This is a genomic window from Mycobacterium uberis, from assembly GCF_003408705.1.
Taxonomy (GTDB): domain Bacteria; phylum Actinomycetota; class Actinomycetes; order Mycobacteriales; family Mycobacteriaceae; genus Mycobacterium; species Mycobacterium uberis.
In genome coordinates this window covers 1-18,239 of sequence record NZ_QAYL01000006.1, presented here as the reverse complement: position 1 = coordinate 18,239, position 18,239 = coordinate 1, and the positions used below count along the sequence as shown (strand labels likewise).

At 58.3% G+C, this 18,239-nt stretch carries 21 protein-coding genes and 5 pseudogenes; 22 read left to right on the top strand and 4 right to left on the bottom strand.

Features of this window, described 5'->3' with window-relative positions:
• Nucleotides 1–91: 91 nt before the first annotated feature.
• From MUBE_RS04495 to MUBE_RS04485, 3 pseudogenes are all read left to right on the top strand, one after another.
• Nucleotides 92–851, top strand: a pseudogene (locus MUBE_RS04495) (SHOCT domain-containing protein).
• 119 nt (nt 852–970) lie between these two features.
• Nucleotides 971–1,786 (top strand): annotated as a pseudogene (locus tag MUBE_RS04490) (mycofactocin-coupled SDR family oxidoreductase).
• A 15-nt stretch (nt 1,787–1,801) separates the two neighbouring features.
• Nucleotides 1,802–2,892 (top strand): annotated as a pseudogene (locus MUBE_RS04485) (NAD(P)/FAD-dependent oxidoreductase).
• A 128-nt stretch (nt 2,893–3,020) separates the two neighbouring features.
• Here MUBE_RS04485 and MUBE_RS15510 read toward each other — a convergent pair.
• From MUBE_RS15510 to MUBE_RS17145, 3 genes and pseudogenes are all read right to left on the bottom strand, one after another.
• Nucleotides 3,021–3,224, bottom strand: coding sequence for a hypothetical protein (locus MUBE_RS15510; RefSeq protein WP_165849699.1), 204 nt, complete (start codon nt 3,222–3,224; stop codon nt 3,021–3,023).
• Nucleotides 3,170–3,538 (bottom strand): annotated as a pseudogene (locus MUBE_RS19900) (DUF2332 family protein). The gene MUBE_RS15510 and the pseudogene MUBE_RS19900 overlap by 55 nt, the downstream one beginning before the upstream one ends.
• A gap of 113 nt (nt 3,539–3,651) precedes the next feature.
• Nucleotides 3,652–4,244: pseudogene (locus tag MUBE_RS17145) on the bottom strand (acyl-CoA-like ligand-binding transcription factor).
• Nucleotides 4,245–4,345: 101 nt separating this feature from the next.
• On the opposite strand from MUBE_RS17145, the gene mftA reads away from it, so the two are divergent.
• From mftA to rpsQ, 19 genes are all read left to right on the top strand, one after another.
• Nucleotides 4,346–4,435, top strand: a complete 90-nt coding sequence (gene mftA / locus MUBE_RS04465) for a mycofactocin precursor MftA (protein WP_116539649.1) — start codon at nt 4,346–4,348, stop codon at nt 4,433–4,435.
• A 2-nt stretch (nt 4,436–4,437) separates the two neighbouring features.
• Nucleotides 4,438–4,755 (top strand): mycofactocin biosynthesis chaperone MftB, encoded by a 318-nt coding sequence (gene mftB / locus MUBE_RS04460; protein ID WP_116539648.1) that lies wholly within the window; start codon nt 4,438–4,440, stop codon nt 4,753–4,755.
• Between the two features lie 8 nt (nt 4,756–4,763).
• Nucleotides 4,764–5,981 (top strand): mycofactocin radical SAM maturase, encoded by a 1,218-nt coding sequence (gene mftC, locus MUBE_RS04455; protein ID WP_424399040.1) that lies wholly within the window; start codon nt 4,764–4,766, stop codon nt 5,979–5,981.
• Nucleotides 5,974–7,161 (top strand): pre-mycofactocin synthase MftD, encoded by a 1,188-nt coding sequence (gene mftD, locus MUBE_RS04450; RefSeq protein ID WP_116539646.1) that lies wholly within the window; start codon nt 5,974–5,976, stop codon nt 7,159–7,161. Before mftC ends, mftD begins: the two co-directional genes overlap by 8 nt.
• A gap of 255 nt (nt 7,162–7,416) precedes the next feature.
• The gene (mftE, locus tag MUBE_RS04445) at nt 7,417–8,190 is read left to right on the top strand and encodes a mycofactocin biosynthesis peptidyl-dipeptidase MftE (RefSeq protein WP_116539645.1); all 774 of its coding nucleotides are present in this window, start codon (nt 7,417–7,419) and stop codon (nt 8,188–8,190) included.
• A complete protein-coding gene (gene mftF / locus MUBE_RS04440) occupies nt 8,187–9,599 on the top strand; it encodes a mycofactocin biosynthesis glycosyltransferase MftF (RefSeq protein ID WP_116539644.1) in 1,413 nt (470 codons plus the stop codon). The genes mftE and mftF overlap by 4 nt, the downstream gene beginning before the upstream one ends.
• Nucleotides 9,600–9,634: 35 nt before the next feature.
• Nucleotides 9,635–11,047, top strand: coding sequence for a mycofactocin dehydrogenase MftG (mftG, locus tag MUBE_RS04435; protein WP_116539643.1), 1,413 nt, complete (start codon nt 9,635–9,637; stop codon nt 11,045–11,047).
• Nucleotides 11,048–11,616: 569 nt separating this feature from the next.
• Nucleotides 11,617–11,931, top strand: a complete 315-nt coding sequence (locus MUBE_RS15090) for a hypothetical protein (protein WP_133297052.1) — start codon at nt 11,617–11,619, stop codon at nt 11,929–11,931.
• Between the two features lie 300 nt (nt 11,932–12,231).
• Nucleotides 12,232–12,537, top strand: coding sequence for a 30S ribosomal protein S10 (rpsJ, locus tag MUBE_RS04425; RefSeq protein ID WP_116539641.1), 306 nt, complete (start codon nt 12,232–12,234; stop codon nt 12,535–12,537).
• Nucleotides 12,538–12,551: 14 nt separating this feature from the next.
• Nucleotides 12,552–13,214, top strand: a complete 663-nt coding sequence (gene rplC, locus MUBE_RS04420) for a 50S ribosomal protein L3 (RefSeq protein WP_116539640.1) — start codon at nt 12,552–12,554, stop codon at nt 13,212–13,214.
• Nucleotides 13,214–13,912, top strand: coding sequence for a 50S ribosomal protein L4 (rplD, locus tag MUBE_RS04415; RefSeq protein WP_116539639.1), 699 nt, complete (start codon nt 13,214–13,216; stop codon nt 13,910–13,912). Before rplC ends, rplD begins: the two co-directional genes overlap by 1 nt.
• A complete protein-coding gene (gene rplW / locus MUBE_RS04410) occupies nt 13,912–14,214 on the top strand; it encodes a 50S ribosomal protein L23 (protein ID WP_116539638.1) in 303 nt (100 codons plus the stop codon). The genes rplD and rplW overlap by 1 nt, the downstream gene beginning before the upstream one ends.
• 31 nt (nt 14,215–14,245) lie before the next feature.
• Complete coding sequence (rplB, locus tag MUBE_RS04405) at nt 14,246–15,088, top strand: 50S ribosomal protein L2 (protein WP_116539637.1); 843 nt, start codon at nt 14,246–14,248, stop codon at nt 15,086–15,088.
• Between the two features lie 18 nt (nt 15,089–15,106).
• Nucleotides 15,107–15,388 (top strand): 30S ribosomal protein S19, encoded by a 282-nt coding sequence (gene rpsS / locus MUBE_RS04400; protein ID WP_116539636.1) that lies wholly within the window; start codon nt 15,107–15,109, stop codon nt 15,386–15,388.
• On the top strand, nt 15,385–15,912 hold the full coding sequence (gene rplV / locus MUBE_RS04395) for a 50S ribosomal protein L22 (RefSeq protein WP_116539635.1): 528 nt from the start codon (nt 15,385–15,387) through the stop codon (nt 15,910–15,912). The genes rpsS and rplV overlap by 4 nt, the downstream gene beginning before the upstream one ends.
• Nucleotides 15,912–16,730, top strand: coding sequence for a 30S ribosomal protein S3 (gene rpsC, locus MUBE_RS04390; RefSeq protein WP_116539634.1), 819 nt, complete (start codon nt 15,912–15,914; stop codon nt 16,728–16,730). The genes rplV and rpsC overlap by 1 nt, the downstream gene beginning before the upstream one ends.
• A gap of 3 nt (nt 16,731–16,733) precedes the next feature.
• Nucleotides 16,734–17,150 (top strand): 50S ribosomal protein L16, encoded by a 417-nt coding sequence (gene rplP / locus MUBE_RS04385; RefSeq protein WP_116539633.1) that lies wholly within the window; start codon nt 16,734–16,736, stop codon nt 17,148–17,150.
• Nucleotides 17,150–17,392, top strand: a complete 243-nt coding sequence (rpmC, locus tag MUBE_RS04380; RefSeq protein WP_116539632.1) for a 50S ribosomal protein L29 — start codon at nt 17,150–17,152, stop codon at nt 17,390–17,392. Before rplP ends, rpmC begins: the two co-directional genes overlap by 1 nt.
• A complete protein-coding gene (gene rpsQ / locus MUBE_RS04375) occupies nt 17,389–17,736 on the top strand; it encodes a 30S ribosomal protein S17 (protein WP_424399032.1) in 348 nt (115 codons plus the stop codon). The genes rpmC and rpsQ overlap by 4 nt, the downstream gene beginning before the upstream one ends.
• A 54-nt stretch (nt 17,737–17,790) precedes the next feature.
• Here the strand turns inward: rpsQ and MUBE_RS16260 are convergent.
• The coding region (locus tag MUBE_RS16260; RefSeq protein WP_207801651.1) for a hypothetical protein at nt 17,791–18,239 on the bottom strand (449 nt) is incomplete at its 5' end.

Sequence of the window (18,239 nt, the reverse complement as noted above, 5' to 3'; positions counted from 1 at the left end):
AGCAGTTCAGGCTTTGCTTTTATGCCGCTTAAGACAGTCGTGCTAGCGTTAATTTGCCATTAACTTCTTCGTGAGGGTGAGGAACCGGTACGTGTTGGCACGTTATCCTGAAGACACAGTTATTGGTTTTGTTCTGCGGCATCTTGGTCGGGCCAAATCTTTCTGGTCATCTACTTCGCCCTGGGATTAGCCAGCCTGCTGCAGTGGACGTTTTTATGTTGGCCTGTTTGTCATCGTCGCTGACGTGCTGATCGCGCTAGCGTTTACCAACTACAGGGCTAAGTCGGCCGATAAAACAGCTGAGCTTGAGTAGTACGGGATGTTTGCGCTGGACTAGATCACTGGGTTCACTGATACAGGAACTCGGATCAACGAGCAACTCGCGGTAAAGGTGAACCTGCATATCTCAGGATCCGGGTTTTTGCCGTTTGATAATCAAGGCCAAGCGATCCCAGCTTTACCCAACTGGGCGACCTCACTGCACGCAAGCTCGTCGTCCTGGTTAACCCGACTACTCAAGAATACCGAATCGACTAGGAGCGAAGCTTTTTGGTCAGTGGACTGGTGATCGCACAGTTCATCGTGGGCGAAGACAATCAACCTACGACGTGAGGTGGGAAAGCCGGCCCACTGGTGGAGATCTTGGCGAAACAATGTTCCGCTCAACCGTACGGTTGATATCCGGTTAAATCCGGGATTTGCGTCAGCAGATTCAAGCGGTGGTGCACCAAGCGGCCGAACAGCAGGCACTGGCAACTTCGCTGTCGCAACTGTCGATCGCGCAGCGCCTGCAGGAACTTAAGACACTTGGCGCCAGCGGTTCGTTCACCGATCAAGGAATGCAACAATAGACGGGTTCAGACCGTCTCTATAAATCTGACCAACCAGGGTAAACTAGAATACGTTTCAGTTTCGTTGTTAGCCTGTCAGGCGGCGAAGGGGCAGCGAAAGGGACGGCAAAGTGGGTGACCTGGCAACGCAGGCTGGATCATTACAGGGACGGGTAGCATTTGTCAGTGGCGCCGCTCGTGCCCAGGGACGTTCGCATGCGGTGCGGCTCTCGCCCGTGAAGATGCCGACATCATCGCGCTTGATATCTGCGCCACGATATCCAGCAGCTTCACTTATCTGCCAGCCGTGAAGATCTCAACGAGACTGCCCGCGCGGTAGACATTGAGGGCCGCAAGGTGCTGGTCCGCAAGGTCGACATCCGCGACGATGCGGCACTGCGGCAACTGGTGACCAACGGCGTCGAACAGTTCGGCCGGCTCGACATCCGGGTGGCCAACGCCGGTGTGCTAAGCCGGAGCCGGTTTGAGCAACGCACCGATGAACACATGGGAAATTGTCATCGGGATCAACTTAACTGGAACCTTGCGTGCCACGGTGCCCGCGATGGTTGAGGTCGGTAACGGAGGTTCCATTGTGATCGTCAGCTCATCGGCCGGCTTGAAGGTTACCCCGGGTAACGGCCACTATGTGGCGAGTAAACACGGACTGGTGGCGCTTACCAACACGTTAGCGATTGAGCTTGGTGGATTCGGAATCCGGGTCAACTCCATCCCTACTCGGTCGACACCCCGATGATCGAGCCGAAGGCGACGGTGGAGATATTCGCTGGGCATCCCAGTTGTATCCATAGCTTTCCGCTAATGCCGTTGTAGTCCAAGGGTTTTATGATTCCCGATGAGAGATATCCGATGTTGTCGTTTGGCTAGCTGGTGACGGTTTGGAAACGCTGTCTGGCACGCAGATTCCCATTGACAAGGGAACCTTGAGATACTGACCGGAGACATAGGGCATTGTGGTTATCGGCGAGGGTTATTGCCACACGAACCGCCGAGCAACAGCGCATGGCCGACTCCACCGATCCTCTAATCTAGAGTAAACGACGAGATACATATCCGGTATGACCGGCCGCCGCTCTTCAAGGAGGCGCTACACAAGGAGGTCGGCGATGCCATCCTCAAACCACGTGAGTGGTACAACGAGAAAGATATCACTCTGAGGCTGGGTTCGGCTGCGACCAGCCTCGACACCCATCAGCAGACGGTGACATTGAACAGATGGGACGGCACTCAGCTATAATGAGCTCGTTATCGCGACAGGCTTAGTCTTGCGGCGCATTCGAGTGTCCCCCTGAATATCGAAGATATTCGGGTGATGCGGTCCTTTGATGCGAGTCTGGCACTGCGCGAGTACGCGTCCACAGCTTGGCGCGCCGTGGTTGTCGGTGCCGGCTTTACGGCCGTGAGGTGATGGCCGGTCTGCGCGGCCTTGGGGTGGATGTGCTGTTGGTTGGGCTGCAGCCGACACTGTTGGCATCAGTGCTCGACGGCGAGCTGGCAGTATGGCTACATTACGTCGAGAACGTAGACGTGAGAACTGGTCTCGGAGTGGCGCCGAGGTGCGTGGTGACCAGTATGGTGACACGGTGTTGTTCATCGACGGCACAGAAGTACCGACTAATCTGGTGGTTGTCAGGATCGGGTCACGACCGGCGATCGAATGGCTAGACGACAGCAACATTGAGGTCGATAATGGTGTTAGTTGCGACGAGGTTGGACGTGCCAGCGCGTGTAAAACATTTAGAGCAATGTTGCAGGCTAGACCCGGGTTGTGGCGCTTGCGATGCTGGGGTGCGACGCGCCAGCAGGCGTGGTCGTCCGGTATTTCTGGAGCGACTAAACATGACGTCAAGATCCAAATGTCTGGGGGCTGCATGCCACCGATATTATCCATAGCGTCGAGGACGACGGCCGCAAATTCCTGGCCTATTACGAACGCGACAGGGTACAGGTTGGCGTGGTTGGTGGCGGGATGCCGAGCAAGGTCATGAAGGTTCACTCCAAAATTACTGCGGTCACATCCATCTCAGAAATGCTGGAATAACAAAGCTACTGTGTGTTTTCAGGGCGCTATTGTCAGTGCATCGGTGGGCTGTGCGAATGGCATTCACCCAGGATCTGATATTCGTTACCCGGCTAGCTGTGGTTGTGCATGAGGAATTTGATTTATCATCAGCACCGTTGCCATGCCGGCTCGAGGGTAAAGTGCACCAGCGGTGAGCGGTTATCGGCTTGTCTGACTATGGTGTCGGTGCCGTAGCGAATCGCGACCCGTTCATCGTCGGACAAACACTGCCAGGTGATCGAATTCCACAGCATGGTCAACGTGGGGCAGGCTGGCGATCGCTTCGGGCTGCTGTTTGGCGTGTCAGCCACGTCGGGAACCTCCTGCCGGCCACGATGGCGCCGCGCAGCCGTTGCAGCCGCGCGCTCTGGTCGGGACAGAAGTAGCTCAACACCGTCATTTCTCCGCCGGGGCTAGTGATATCGAAAGTCGCAGTGCCATAACCACTTCATATCTAAAGTACGCACCTTAACCTGCCGGCGACAGTTCGCCATGCTATGCGTTGTCGCATGGTCGCCAGCGTGTCAATCGGACCCCACTGGTTGCTGCCATAGCGATAACGATAGTGGTCTGCCCGCAGGTTCAGTTCGACGGTGGCTCCGATCTCGAAAAGCCTTACCAGCAATGCGAATCGGTGTCCCTCTTGACCAGCCAGGTGCAGCAATCCACCGGTCAGTACCAGGCGGCTCGGTCGACCTCATCGACCCTGCGACCGCCGTGTGTGTAGCAAGTGCTCGCTCACGAATTGAGTCTTGCTAGTCCGATGCCAACTACATCGAACACGCTCGCGAGTACTTCGGCCAACGGCATCGGCTCGCCAGTCAGTCAATGCTGGTAGTCCGGTAGTGCCGCGACCTACGCATCGTCCAGGCGACTGTCTGGGGCAGTAGGTCGGTTGTCCTGACGGACACTCAGCCGGCAGGTTGCGACCCCGGTGATCACCTCATGCCAGCCAGCGTACATCGTCCTCGAATAGGACTTCGGTTCTACGACCCATATGCACTGGCGGTGCTGGACGGTCTCGGACTCGTCAAAGGTATTGGAGGACAACAACGCTGAGCATAGTGCTTCGTCCGATGGAACCTGTCGGACCGATGTTGTCGAGCAGGTTCTGTAGCTGTGCGAGGTATAGTGTTGAAATAGCCTCAGAGCATGAAATTTTCAAATGCATAGTAGCGGAAGAAGGTGCGGCAAGCGATTCTCGTTGCTTCCACGACATCGTCGACGCTCACGTTGCCAAAACTCTGGGTGGCAAATGACTTGAGAGCCGTGCTAGAGATGTGGTGTGGTGTTGCTGAGCGCCGTCGGCCCACCCAAGACTGCGGTAGCATCAGATCGCTCTTCCTTTTCGGCGTTCGATGCCATATTCTAACAGCGATAAGGACCATATTGATCTGTTGTTGTCGAGTTCCCTTGACGAGAGGCAATTCACATGGACCACGAGACCAATGCGGATATCGAGCTTGTCACAGAGGTTCTTGTTGAAGAGGTGTCTATTGATGGTATGTGCGGGGTTTACTGAGCGTGCTTGTGCCCACGCAGGCTCGTGGGCCTGGCGGCTTTGACCCTGACCGTGGTTGGCGGTTACACCCACAGGTGGCGATTCGACCCGAGCCCTTTGGCGCGTTACTGTATCACTTCGGCACTCGCAAACTGTCGTTCCTGAAAAATCGTACTATCCTTGTGGTGGTGCAGTCGCTCGCTGACCATCCTGATGTCCGGTCCGCTTGCCGCGCTGCTGGGATCGACGAATCCGAGCAGGGCCCCTATCTTCATGCGCTTTACGTGCTGGCCAAGTCCAACATGCTGATGGCTCAAGAGGACTCCGAGGAGGGCAAATGACAGCGCCAATGAAGTTCCGGTCGCCTCTCTTAATCGAACAGTTCGAACAGGGGTTGGATGCGCCCATCTGCTTGACTTGGGAACTGACGTATGCGTGCAATCTAGCTTGTGTGCACTGCCTGTCGTCTTCGGGTAGACGCGATCCCCGGGAGTTATCCACCCAGCAGTGCAAGGACATCATCGACGAGCTGGAACGCATGCAGGTGTTCTACGTCAATATCGGTGGTGGGGAACCCACCATACGTCCGGACTTTTGGGAGCTGGTGGATTGCGCTACCGCGCACCATATCGGAGTGAAATTCTCTACCAACGGGGTCCGGATTACGGCAGAGGTCGCTGCGCGGTTGGCGGCCAGTGACTATGTGGATGTCCAGATCTCGCTGGACGGTGCCACTGCCGAGGTCAACGACGCTATCCGCGGTGCCGGGTCATTTGCCATGGCGATGCGTGCGTTGGAAAACCTTGCTGCAGAAGGATTCTCTGATGCCAAGATCTCGGTGGTGGTCACACGACACAACGTTGACCAGCTCGACGCATTCGCCACATTGGCAAGCCGGTATGGCGCCACTTTGCGTATCACTCGGCTGCGACCCTCGGGTCGGGGCGTCGATGTCTGGGAAGACTTGCACCCCACAGCTGCCCAGCAGATACAGCTTTATGACTGGCTGGTTGCAAACGGTGAGCGAGTGCTTACTGGTGATTCCTTCTTTCATCTGTCGCCACTCGGCCAGCCGGGTACCTTGGGTGGCCTGAGCCTGAATATGTGCGGAGCGGGCCGGGTGGTGTGCCTGATTGACCCGGTGGGTGACGTTTACGCTTGCCCATTTGCCGTCCATGACCGCTTTTTGGCGGGAAACGTGTTTACCGACTCTGGCTTTGGTACTGGCTTCGCCAACGTATGGAAGAATGCTCCACTGTTTCGTGAGTTGTGCGAGCCGCGCTCCGCAGGTGCCTGCGGTAGCTGTGGGCATTACGACAGCTGTCGGGGAGGGTGTATGGCGTCCAAGTTCTTCACCGGCTTGCCGATTGATGGCCCAGATCCTGAATGTGTTCAAGGGCACAGTGCTTCGGCACTAACCCGTGATCGTGACACGCCGCGGCCTCGGTGTGACCACTCCCACGGGAGGCAGGTCCGCGAACCACAGCCATTGACCCTGACGATGAAACCGCCGGCTCAACTCCCAGTGCGCCTGTGTAGCGAAAGCCCGCTGTGTAGCCATGGCTGAAGAATGGTTTGAAACCGTTGCTATCGCCCAGCAACGTGCTAAGCGACGTTTGCCAAAATCTGTTTATTTTTCCCTGATTTCGGCCAGTGAAAAAGGAATCACGGTCACCGACAACGTTGAAGCGTTCAGTGAACTCGGATTTGCACCTCATGTTATTGGAGTCATTCAAAAGCGCGAATTATCGACCGTCATTATGGAACAAGAAATTTCGCTGCCGGTTATCATTTCGCCGACCGGTGTCCAGGCAGTCGATCCAGACGGTGAGGTTGCTGTCGCGCGGGCGGCAGCGGCCCGGGGAACCGCGATGGGATTGTCCTCGTTCGCCAGTAAGCCGATCGAGGAGGTCATTTCCGCTAACCCCAAAATCTTCTTCCAGGTGTATTGGCTCGGTAGTCGCAACGCGATCGCAGAGCGTGTCGAACGGGCGCGGCAGGCCGGCGCGGTCGGCTTGATCGTCACCACCGACTGGACGTTTTCGCATGGTCGGGACTGGGGAAGCCCGAAGATCCGAGAGCAGATGAACTTGCGGACCATCCTGCGGTTGGCGCCAGAGGTGATTGTCCGCCCGCGCTGGTTATGGCAGTTCAGTAAGACGCTGCGGCCGCCGGATCTCCGGGTACCGAACCAGGCCCGACGCGGCGAGTCCGGCCCTGGGTTCTTTGCTGCCTATGGGGAGTGGATGAGCACGCCGCCGCCGACGTGGGAAGATATCGCCTGGCTACGGGAACTGTGGGGTGGACCGTTTATGCTCAAGGGTGTGATGCGGGTCGATGATGCCAAACGGGCTGTCGATGCCGGTGTTTCGGCGATATCGGTGTCGAACCACGGGGGCAATAACCTGGACGGAACGCCTGCCGCGATCCGCGCCTTGCCTGCGGTAGCGGCAGCCGTTGGTGACCAAGTTGAGGTGTTGCTAGACGGTGGCGTCCGGCGCGGTAGCGATGTGGTCAAGGCGGTAGCACTGGGCGCACGTGCGGTGATGATCGGCCGCGCGTACCTGTGGGGGCTCGCCGTGGCCGGGCAAGCCGGCGTCGAAAACGTCCTGGATATTATGCGCACGGGTATCGACTCGGCGTTGATGGGTCTCGGGCACGCCAGTGTTGGTGACCTTCGCCCCGACGACATCCTGGTTCCAGCCGGATTTGACCGGGCTATGGGCATGCCTCCCGATGCTGTCTAGTCCGTTTTGTGGTGAATTTGGATTCAATTGGATGCCTTTCCTGGCCAGGATGGCAGGCCAAGCCTGGCACTGGGGCAATGCCGCCATTTATCCGTAAATGGGTGATGTCTGTAGCCCCGGATGATTGGCAGGTACCCGGTTGCCTTAGAGTCAGTGGCGGGGAGAGCGACGTTCGTCACAATCCCGATATGGACGTTGCAATTGTGGCGGACGAGCCGAATATCGACCTCAATACGCGTCAAGCTGGAAAAAATTATGGAGGGTTCAACAATCGGTACATGCCAGGAGAATTCGTCTTACCATCGGCAAGTGCCTGTACTGGGGGAACTAGCGAGTGTGACGTCGAGTCAGTTAGCTGGCATCTCGCCGTCAATAATGATCCCGCTGGGGTCTACCGAACAACACGGTCCACATCTGCCGCTCGATACCGACACCAGGATCGCGACCGCTGTCGCTCGAAGGGCTCAGGCTTGTCTGATGACACGCGTCGATCAAGACTGGCTGGTGGCACCGGCGCTTGCCTACGGTGCCAGCGGTGAGCACCAAAGTTTCTCCGGAACGATTTCCATTGGTACCGAGGTCCTGACTGCGCTGCTGGTGGAATATGGGAGGTCAGCTTCCTGCTGGGCGCAGCGCTTGGTCTTCATTAACGGCCACGGCGGCAATGTCGACGCGTTGGACCGTGCAGTGAGCGAACTGCGTGCCGAAGGCTGTGACGTCGCATGGTGTCCGTGTACCGTCGCCGGCGGCGATGCCCATGCTGGGCACACCGAAACATCGGTGTTGCTGCATATCTCACCAGCTGACGTGCAGACTGACCGGTGGTTTGCTGGTAATGGTGCGCCGTTGGCTGAATTACTCCCATCTATGCGCAGCGGGGGAGTTGCGGCGGTCAGCATGGTTGGGGTGTTGGGCGACCCCACCACCGCGACCGCAGATGAAGGCAGGCGCATCTTTGCCGAGATGGTCGACAGGTGTGTGCGTCGAATTGCCTGCTGGCTTCCTAGGTCCGACGGGATGCTGACATGACCCAGGCCCGATTGCCGGACGGGTTCGCCGTTCAGGTCGATCGCCGTGTGCGTGTACTTGGAGATGGCTCGGCCCTACTCGGGGGGTCACCAACTCGTCTGCTGCGGTTGGCTCCGGCGGCCCAAGAGATGTTGTCTGATGGCCGGTTGAAGGTACAGGACGAAGTTAGCGCCCAGCTGGCACGCACCCTACTGGACGCTACGATGGCGCATCCCCGGCCCGCGGGTGGCCCGTCGCACCGTGACGTGACCGTGGTGATTCCGGTGCGTGACAATGCCGCTGGAGTGCAGCGTTTGGTGAGCTCACTACGCGGATTACGCGTCGTTGTGGTCGACGACGGTTCGTTGTGCCCACTTAGGTCGGAGGACTTCGTGGGTGCGTACTGCGACGTCGAAGTGTTGCGCAATCCGCGCAGTAAAGGGCCGGCGGCGGCGCGCAACATCGGGCTGGCTGTCTGCGTTACCGACTTCGTCGCATTTATGGATTCTGATGTGTTGCCGAGGCGCGGTTGGCTGGAAGCTTTGCTCGGTCACTTTTGCGATCCCACCGTCGCTCTGGTCGCACCACGCATTATCGGTCACTCGCAAGGTGTTAATGCGGTAGCTCGTTATGAGGCGGTGCACTCGTCACTGGATCTCGGTCAGCGGGAAGCGCCAGTATTGCCCCACAGCCCAGTGTCCTATGTACCCAGTGCGGCTATCATCTGTCGCCGCTCCGCCATTTGCGAGGTCGGTGGGTTCGATGAGACGTTGCAGTCCGGCGAAGATGTCGACCTGTGTTGGCGCCTGATTGAAGCGGGCGCCCGGCTGCGCTACGAGCCCATTGCACTGGTCGCTCACGATCATCGCACCGAATTGCGAGATTGGATTGTGCGCAAGGCATTCTATGGTGGTTCGGCGGCGCCGCTATCGGTGCGTCACCCGGACAAGACCGCTCCGTTGGTGATCTCCGGTTGGGCACTGACGGCTTGGATTCTTATAGCGGTTGGGAGGAGCATCACGCAGCTAGCGTCGCTGGTGGTCGCCATACTGGCGGGTCGCCGCATTGCCAGAGCTATGCGTAGTGCCGAGACATCACTGCGCGATATTGTCGCCATCGCCACTCGCGGTCTGTGGTCGGCGGCGCTGCAACTAGCATCTGCTATTTGTCGGCATTACTGGCCGGTGGCATTGTTGGCAGCCACCGCGTCGCGTCACTGTAGACAGGTCGTGCTGATCGCAGCCGTCGTTGACGGAGTAGTAGACTGGCTGCGCCGTTGGGATGCCATCGGCGACGATGCCGAGCCGATCGGACTACTGACCTATCTGGTACTCAAGCGGGTCGATGATCTTGCTTATGGCATTGGACTGTGGTGGGGTGTGGTACGCGAACGCAACATTGGTGCGCTCAAGCCAAAAATTCGGACCTAGCCGTCGCGTTGGCCAAGGACTTCTCGCACAGCGATATGCTAATCGTCGGTGCTGGTAGTGCTGGATCGGTTGTTGCTGAACGTCTTTCCGCTGATCCCGGCTGTGTGGTGACTGTGCTCGAGGCAGGTCCTGGGCTCACCGATCCCGGATTGCTGGCTCAGACCGCCAACGGTTTGCAATTGCCGATCGGCATTGACAGCCCGTTAGTTCAGCGCTATTTGACGAAGCTCACCGATAAGCCGGCTCGTCAATTGCCCATCGTGCGCGGAGCCGTGGTCGGTGGTTCCGGCGCGGTCAACGGCGGCTACTTCTGTCGCGGATTGCCATACGATTTCGATCGTGCCGCGATACCCGGTTGGGGATGGTCGGACGTTCTCGATCACTTCCGAGCTATCGAGACAGACTTGGATTTCGATGGCCCTGCCCACGGTAACACCGGACCCATTCCGGTTCGGCGAACTCGTGAAATAACAGGCATTACTGAGACTTTTCTAGCAGTTACCCAGCGTGCAGGGTTCCCTTGGATAGCTGACCTCAATGATGTTGGGCCTCACATGCCTTCAGGCGTGGGAGCGGTTCCGCTCAATATCATTGACGGTGTGCGTACCAGCTCCGGTGCCAGCTATCTAATACCTGCGCTGAGACGACCCAACCTGACGTTGCTGGCCCAAACACGGGCATTGCGGCTGCGTTTCTCCGCCGCAACCGCGGTAGCTGTCGACGCGGTCGGTCCAGCTGGAACGATTTCTCTGGCTGCTGATCGAATTATATTGTGCGCCGGAGCGATTCAATCGGCTCATCTGTTGATGCTTTCGGGTATCGGCGATGAGGCCATGCTGCGGTCTGCCGGTGTGAGGGTGGTGGCGGCGCTGCCGGTGGGAATGGAATGCAGTGACCACCCTGAATGGGTGATGCCCACTAATTGGGCGGTAGCTGTGGGTCGACCAATATTAGAGGTGGTGTTAAGCACTGCTGATGGCATCGAGATACGTCCTTACACAGTTGGTTTTGTCGAAATGACCGGCGACGGTAGTATCGGCCATCGTGACTGGCCGCATATCGGGGTGGCACTCATGCAGCCGCGGGCGCGCGGGCGCATCATCCTTGTCTCGGCTGATCCACAGGTGCCGGTTCGCATCGAACACCGCTACGATAGCGAGCCGGCTGATGTCGCTACTCTGCGTCAAGGCTGTGAGTTAGCCCGCGAATTATTCGGTGCAGCAACATATATCGGTCCAGCCGTGTGGTCGACATCGCAACACCTTTGTGGCAGTGTCCCGATGGGCACCGAGCGCAACTTGCAGGCCGTCGTCGATTATCGGTGTCGGGTCCGCGGCATCGAGAACCTCTGGGTGATTGACGGCTCGATTTTGCCCACGATAACTAGCCGTGGGCCGTACGCCACCATCGTGATGCTGGCACATCGTGCTGCGGAGTTTGTGCAATGAACTCAGCCCAGAGCTGAAAATGCACAAGCGTCAAAATTCTGATGATAAAAATGATTAATTTTATCTCATTGCATAATGCCATTGCCCATTGTCCTGGGTAGGTCCGGGTCGATCAAACGCGATAGCGTCGGCGTTCAACGTGGCCCAGCGGCTGCTGTTGTCCCGACAACCAGTTTGTTAGCAACGGCCCGAAGACGAGGTGTTTGCGGCCGTTGCCAAGGTCACCTAGGCATTGACTGCGGTGGGGAACGCGTAAGTCCGGCCATTGATCGCCAGCGGTGGCATCAGCAGTATGGCCGTATTAATTACGCCGGCTGACCCAGTATCCTCGCAATTGGTGTTGAGCATGGGCGGCGTTGGGACCTCAAACCCCGGCCCGACATATGTGACAGCTGTTTACCCCGAATGTCTTGGTTACATCTGAGCAGCTGTGGACGATAGTCGGCAGCCTAACGTTCGATCAGTTCGTCTGAAAAACGTGATCAATGTGCAACTTAGCAACCTGGCATACAGCGCCTTCGTTTTTGACTATTCAAAGAGCGCTACGATCACTTTGTACCGTATGCAATATGGTCTCTCGTGGTGCAGTTAACCCACCCAGTCCCAGTCAACGAGTGCCTCACCAGGCTGGACATCCTGATTCTGGATTTGCTGTTCCGGCGCGACCCCGCCGAATTGGTGGATGCTGGGTGGTGACCGCAGGCCACCGTACCGACTACGTACCTTACCTTTACCTCGATATTCTGTTTGAGCTAACCGAGCGCGACTGGTTTGTATCGGCTGACGGAGCTTTCGGGGTGGCGGGGGTTTCCTTATCTGTTCCTCTGCGGCGTGGCCAGCACCGCTGCGGAATGGCCCGAAATTTGGCCGACACCGCGAAGTAAGGCATACTGCTCAGGTTGCCCTGCGCCAAGTTTACGCCTGGCTGGGCATACGACTAGCGTCCACACAGGGCGCGTCCGGTCCCATCCTTGACGTGCGATTTAATTTCGGCCTTGAAATTGAGCGCGGCAAGGCTGCGTGCGGGTGACATTGCCCGAGCGCGGGGGTCGGTGAACCACGACAGGTAAACAGCGGCGCAGTATCCGGCGCGACACTAGATCGGCCCACGTTGGTCGGGTAGATCGGCGCGCTGGGGAACCAGGTCCGGATACGGGCTTCAAGTGGAGTGAGGTAGGAAAAGCGTGGCGGGACAGAAGATCCGTATCAGGCTCAAGGCCTACGACCATGAGGCGATTGACGTCTCGGCTCGTAAAATCGTCGAGACCGTCATACGCACCGGTGCTAGCGTCGTAGGTCCGGTGCCGCTGCCGACCGAGAAGAACGTGTACTGTGTAATCCGCTCACCGCACAAGTACAAGGACTCGCGAGAGCACTTTGAAATGCGCACCCACAAGCGGTTGATCGACATCCTCGATCCAACGCCGAAGACAGTTGACGCCCTCATGCGTATCGATCTTCCGGCTAGTGTCGACGTCAACATCCAGTAGGAGATTGCAGAGCGATGGCGCGAAAGGGCATTCTCGGTACCAAGCTGGGCATGACGCAGGTATTCGACGAAAACAACAGGGTTATACCGGTGACTGTGGTTAAGGCCGGACCGAACGTGGTGACACGCATCCGCACGTTGGAGCGCGATGGGTACAGCGCTGTACAGTTGGCTTACGGCGAAATCAGCCCGCAGAAGGTCAACAAGCCGGTGATGGGCCAATACGACTCCGCGGGGGTGAACCCGCATCGTTACTTAGCCGAGCTGCGTCTGGACCACCCGGACGTGGCGGCTGAGTATGAGGTCGGCCAAGAACTGACGGCGGAGATTTTCGCCGAAGCCAAGTACGTCGACGTGACCGGGACCTCCAAGGGCAAGGGCTTCGCAGGCACCATGAAGCGGCATGGCTTCCGCGGACAGAGTGCTAGCCACGGTGCTCAGGCAGTGCACCGCCGCCCGGGTTCCATCGGTGGTTGCGCCACTCCTGCCCGAGTATTCAAGGGTACCCGGATGGCTGGCCGCATGGGTAACGACCGGGTGACGGTCCAGAACCTGGTGGTGCATAAAGTCGATATCGAGAACGGCGTGTTGCTGATTAAGGGTGCCGTCCCCGGCCGCACGGGTGGGCTCGTCATGGTCCGCAGCGCGATCAAACGAGGTGTTAGAGGTGGTAAGTGATGGCAGCCAAGGATGAGGATGCGAAGGGTTTCAACGTTCGGAAGATCGACGTCAAGACACCGGACGGCAAGGTCGATGGCATTGTTGAGCTACCGGCCGAGCTATTTGATACCCCCGCGAATATCGTGTTAATGCACCAGGTGGTCACCGCTCAGCGGGCGGCGGCTCGGCAGGGTACGCACTCGACCAAAACGCGCGGCGAGGTCAGTGGCGGTGGCCGCAAGCCCTATCGGCAGAAGGGGACCGGTCGCGCTCGCCAGGGCTCGACGCGGGCACCGCAGTTTACCGGTGGCGGTATCGTGCACGGTCCTAAGCCGCGCGATTACAGCCAACGTACACCTAAGAAGATGATCGCCGCGGCATTGCGCGGGGCGTTGTCCGACCGGGTGCGCAACGGGCGTATCCATGTGGTCACTGAATTGGTGACGGGCCAGACCCCTTCCACCAAGCGCGCTAAGGAATTCTTGGGCACGCTAACAGATCGTAAGCAGGTATTAGTTGTCGTCTGCCGCAGCGACGAGACCGGCGTGAAAAGTGTGCGCAATCTGCCCGGTGTGCATCTGCTGTCGCCTGATCAGCTCAATACCTATGATGTGCTGCGCGCCGATGATGTGGTGTTCAGTGTTGAGGCGCTCAACAGCTACATTGCCGCTCAGCAGGCCGCCGGCACTTTGACGCCCGAGGAGGTTTCGGCCTGATGGCAATCATCGCTGACCCTCGCGACATTATCCTGGCCCCGGTCATCTCTGAGAAGTCTTACGGGTTGCTGGATGACAACGTATACACGTTCGTAGTTCACCCCGATTCGAACAAAACACAGATTAAAATCGCTATTGAGAAGATCTTCTCCGTCAAGGTCGCATCGGTTAACACCGCCAATCGGCAGGGCAAGCGCAAGCGTACCAGGACAGGATTCGGTAAGCGCAAGAACACCAAGCGGGCCATTGTCACCCTGGTGTCGGGCAGCAAGCCGATCGATCTGTTCGGAGCACCGGCCTAGCCGCGCGCGAGAACAAGGACCTGATTTAGACATGGCAATTCGCAAGTACAAGCCGACGACACCCGGTCGTCGTGGCGCTAGTGTGTCCGACTTCGCCGCGATCACTCGTACAAAGCCGGAGAAGTCGTTGGTGTGGCCACTGCACGGTCATGGTGGGCGCAACGCTCGCGGCCGGATCACCTCTCGCCATAAGGGAGGAGGGCATAAGCGCGCCTACCGGGTGATCGACTTCCGCCGCAACGACAAAGACGGTGTCAACGCCAAAGTTGCGCACATTGAATACGACCCGAACCGCACCGCGAACATCGCGTTGTTGCACTTTTTAGATGGCGAGAAACGCTATATTATTGCTCCGCAAGGATTGTCGCAGGGTGACGTGGTGGAATCGGGCGCCAACGCCGATATCAAGCCGGGCAACAACCTGCCGTTGCGCAATATCCCGGCCGGTACTGTGATTCACGCCGTGGAGCTCCGGCCGGGCGGCGGCGCCAAGCTCGCGCGATCGGCTGGGTCGAGCATCCAGTTGCTTGGCAAGGAAGCTAGCTACGCGTCGTTGCGAATGCCTAGCGGTGAAATCCGTCGGGTCGATGTGCGCTGTCGTGCGACTGTCGGCGAGGTAGGCAATGCCGAGCAGGCAAACATAAACTGGGGCAAAGCTGGTCGTATGCGCTGGAAGGGGAAGCGTCCGTCGGTTCGGGGTGTTGTCATGAACCCGGTAGACCACCCGCACGGTGGCGGTGAGGGTAAGACTTCGGGTGGTCGTCACCCGGTCAGCCCGTGGGGCAAGCCTGAGGGTCGTACCCGCAAGCCGAACAAGGCTAGTAACAAACTCATTGTCCGACGCCGGCGCACCGGCAAGAAGCATGGTCGCTAGGAAGTCGAGGAGTAACAGATGCCACGCAGCCTGAAGAAGGGTCCGTTCGTCGACGACCACCTGCTCAAAAAGGTCGACGTGCAGAACGCAAATAATACCAAGCATGTCATCAAGACCTGGTCGAGGCGGTCGACGATTATTCCGGACTTCATTGGCCATACTTTTGCGGTACATGACGGACGTAAGCATGTCCCGGTTTTCGTCACTGAGGCGATGGTGGGTCACAAACTGGGTGAATTCGCGCCGACCCGCACCTTTAAGGGACACATCAAGGATGACCGGAAGGCCAAACGGCGATGACCACAACTGAATTTCCGTCGGCAGTCGCCAAAGCACGGTTTGTGCGGGTATCACCGAGAAAAGCACGCCGGGTGATCGACCTGGTGCGCGGCAGGTCGGTGTCAGACGCGCTCGACATTCTACGCTGGGCGCCGCAGGCCGCCAGCGAACCGGTTGCCAAGGTGATCGCGAGTGCCGCGGCCAACGCTCAGAACAACAACGGACTGGACCCACCGACCTTGGTGGTGGCCACCGTCTACGCCGACGAGGGTCCTACCGCTAAGCGGATTCGTCCGCGCGCCCAGGGGCGTGCGTTCCGGATCCGCAGGCGGACCAGCCACATTACGGTAGTGGTGGAAAGCCGGCCCACCAAGGATCAGCGGTTGGTGAAGTCGATGAGGGCCCGTCGAGCCGAAGCCAGCAAAGCTGTCGATAATGCCTCAACGAAGAGAGCTGTGGCAAATTCTGGAGTCACCAAAGCGCTGGCTAAGAGGGCATTTCCCAAAGCTTCTGAGACTTCTGAAGCGAAGGGAGGCTCAGACTAGTGGGCCAGAAGATCAATCCGCATGGTTTCCGACTAGGTATTACCACCGACTGGAAGTCGCGGTGGTACGTCGATAAGCAGTACGCCGAGTACGTTAAAGAAGATGTCGCGATCCGGCGGCTGATATCCACCGGCCTCGAGCGTGCGGGGATTGCTGACGTGGAGATTGAGCGCACCCGTGACCGGGTCCGAGTGGACATCCACACCGCTCGTCCAGGCATCGTCATTGGTCGCCGCGGTACCGAGGCTGACCGGATCCGAGCAGATCTGGAGAAGCTGACCTGCAAGCAGGTCCAACTCAACATCCTCGAAGTCAAAAACCCTGAGTCTCAAGCGCAATTGGTGGCTCAAGGGGTTGCTGAGCAGTTGAGTAACCGGGTGGCGTTCCGCCGAGCTATGCGTAAGGCTATCCAGTCTGCGATGCGTCAGCCCAACGTCAAGGGCATCCGGGTACAGTGCTCGGGCAGGCTCGGGGGTGCTGAGATGAGCCGTTCTGAATTTTACCGCGAGGGCCGCGTGCCGTTGCACACCCTGCGTGCTGATATTGACTACGGGCTGTATGAGGCCAAGACCACCTTTGGCCGGATTGGCGTGAAGGTGTGGATCTACAAGGGTGATATCGTTGGTGGTAGACGTGAATTGGCAGCTGTTACCCCGGTTGGCGTTGAGCGTGCCCGCCGCGAGCGGCCGTCGAGTACGCGTGCGCGCCGCAGTGGCGCGGCGGGCACCACCGCAACTGGCACGGATGCTGGACGGGTGGCAGGTGGCGACGAGTCCGTCGCCACCGACTCTGTTTCGTCCCTGGAATCGCAGAGCTGAATCATGTTGATTCCCCGTAAAGTCAGGCAGCGTAAGCAGCATCATCCGCGCCAGCGTGGTATCGCTAGTGGCGGCACAACGGTGAACTTCGGTGACTATGGCATTCAGGCTCTCGAGCATGCCTACGTCACCAACCGCCAGATCGAGTCCGCTCGTATTGCTATTAACCGACACATCAAGCGTGGTGGCAAGGTATGGGTCAATATCTTCCCAGATCGCCCGCTGACCAAGAAGCCTGCCGAGACCCGAATGGGTTCGGGTAAGGGCTCGCCGGAGTGGTGGGTGGTAAACGTCAAGCCGGGTCGGGTGTTGTTTGAGCTCAGCTACCCGAACGAGCAGACCGCCCGAGCCGCGCTCACTCGCGCAATCCATAAGTTGCCGATCAAAGCACGCATTGTAACTCGAGAGGAGCAGTTCTGATGGCAGTGGGATTTTCGCCTGGCGAACTGCGTGAGCTCACTGACGAGGAGTTGATTGAGCGGCTGGGTGAATCCAAGGAAGAGCTGTTCAATTTGCGCTTCCAGATGGCAACTGGCCAGCTCAACAACAACCGGCGGCTACGTACGGTGCGTCATGAAATTGCGCGCGTCTACACCGTGCTGCGTGAACGAGAATTGGGTCTAGCATCTGGGCCTGGTGGTGCCGATGGCGAGGAGTTGTGATGGCAGAAGCCAAGATCGACGCGAAGGGTGCAGCTGCGAAGGATAGCGGCCCCAAGAGCAAGGGATCCAAGCACACTCCGAGTAATCCGAAAGTGCGGGGGCGGCGCAAGATGCGCATTGGTTATGTGGTGAGCGACAAGATGCAAAAGACCATAGTAGTTGAGCTGGAAGACCGCATACGCCACCCGTTATATGGCAAGATCATTCGCACCGCCAAGAAAGTCAAGGCGCATGACGAGAACAGCGTCGCTGGCATCGGTGACCGTGTTTCGCTGATGGAAACGCGGCCACTGTCAGCGACCAAACGGTGGCGGCTCGTCGCGATCCTGGAAAAGGCCAAGTAACGTCCTGCCCGGCCAGCACCAGCAGCGGATTCAGCTTAACGTATCCTGTGATCGTTACGCCCACTTGTCGGACAGCATGTTTCGGCCCACACTTTGCCGGGTCACGGATGGTTCGCCGAGTCGAAGACGATCTGCGCCAGCTGTTATCGACAAGATTGAGCCGACATGGCGTTGTACTTCGCGGTTGATATCGCCGACGAGCTGCTGATGTAAGAGATCTTCATTCGGTTGTGGAAGTCCAAAGAGCGACCGACATTGGTTGTTGGCCGAGTTCGAGCGTCCGCGGGTTCCAAGCAGAGTACGTCGTCTGGGCGTTCGCTGAGGAAGCCGAATCGTGGCCGGACGGATATGATCGCGCACAAACGCTGAACCAGTTGACAACTTCAACGCGGTAGGATGCCGCAGACTCCCCAGTTGTTGGTGCTGACGTTTGAGGGTGTGTTCGAGTCGGGAGATGTTGTTGGGCTCGGCGCTGAAGTGTGTTGTGGCGTTGGTTAAGGTGA

Bases quoted from the DNA above. Each gene is read 5' to 3' on its own strand.
- mftA (WP_116539649.1), top strand. From the start codon at position 4,346: ATGGACCACGAGACCAATGCGGATATCGAGCTTGTCACAGAGGTTCTT.
- mftC (WP_424399040.1), top strand. From the start codon at position 4,764: ATGAAGTTCCGGTCGCCTCTCTTAATCGAACAGTTCGAACAGGGGTTG.
- mftD (WP_116539646.1), top strand. From the start codon at position 5,974: ATGGCTGAAGAATGGTTTGAAACCGTTGCTATCGCCCAGCAACGTGCT.
- mftE (WP_116539645.1), top strand. From the start codon at position 7,417: ATGGAGGGTTCAACAATCGGTACATGCCAGGAGAATTCGTCTTACCAT.
- mftF (WP_116539644.1), top strand. From the start codon at position 8,187: ATGACCCAGGCCCGATTGCCGGACGGGTTCGCCGTTCAGGTCGATCGC.
- mftG (WP_116539643.1), top strand. From the start codon at position 9,635: ATGCTAATCGTCGGTGCTGGTAGTGCTGGATCGGTTGTTGCTGAACGT.
- MUBE_RS15090 (WP_133297052.1), top strand. From the start codon at position 11,617: ATGGTCTCTCGTGGTGCAGTTAACCCACCCAGTCCCAGTCAACGAGTG.
- rplC (WP_116539640.1), top strand. From the start codon at position 12,552: ATGGCGCGAAAGGGCATTCTCGGTACCAAGCTGGGCATGACGCAGGTA.
- rplD (WP_116539639.1), top strand. From the start codon at position 13,214: ATGGCAGCCAAGGATGAGGATGCGAAGGGTTTCAACGTTCGGAAGATC.
- rplW (WP_116539638.1), top strand. From the start codon at position 13,912: ATGGCAATCATCGCTGACCCTCGCGACATTATCCTGGCCCCGGTCATC.
- rplB (WP_116539637.1), top strand. From the start codon at position 14,246: ATGGCAATTCGCAAGTACAAGCCGACGACACCCGGTCGTCGTGGCGCT.
- rpsS (WP_116539636.1), top strand. From the start codon at position 15,107: ATGCCACGCAGCCTGAAGAAGGGTCCGTTCGTCGACGACCACCTGCTC.
- rplV (WP_116539635.1), top strand. From the start codon at position 15,385: ATGACCACAACTGAATTTCCGTCGGCAGTCGCCAAAGCACGGTTTGTG.
- rplP (WP_116539633.1), top strand. From the start codon at position 16,734: ATGTTGATTCCCCGTAAAGTCAGGCAGCGTAAGCAGCATCATCCGCGC.
- rpmC (WP_116539632.1), top strand. From the start codon at position 17,150: ATGGCAGTGGGATTTTCGCCTGGCGAACTGCGTGAGCTCACTGACGAG.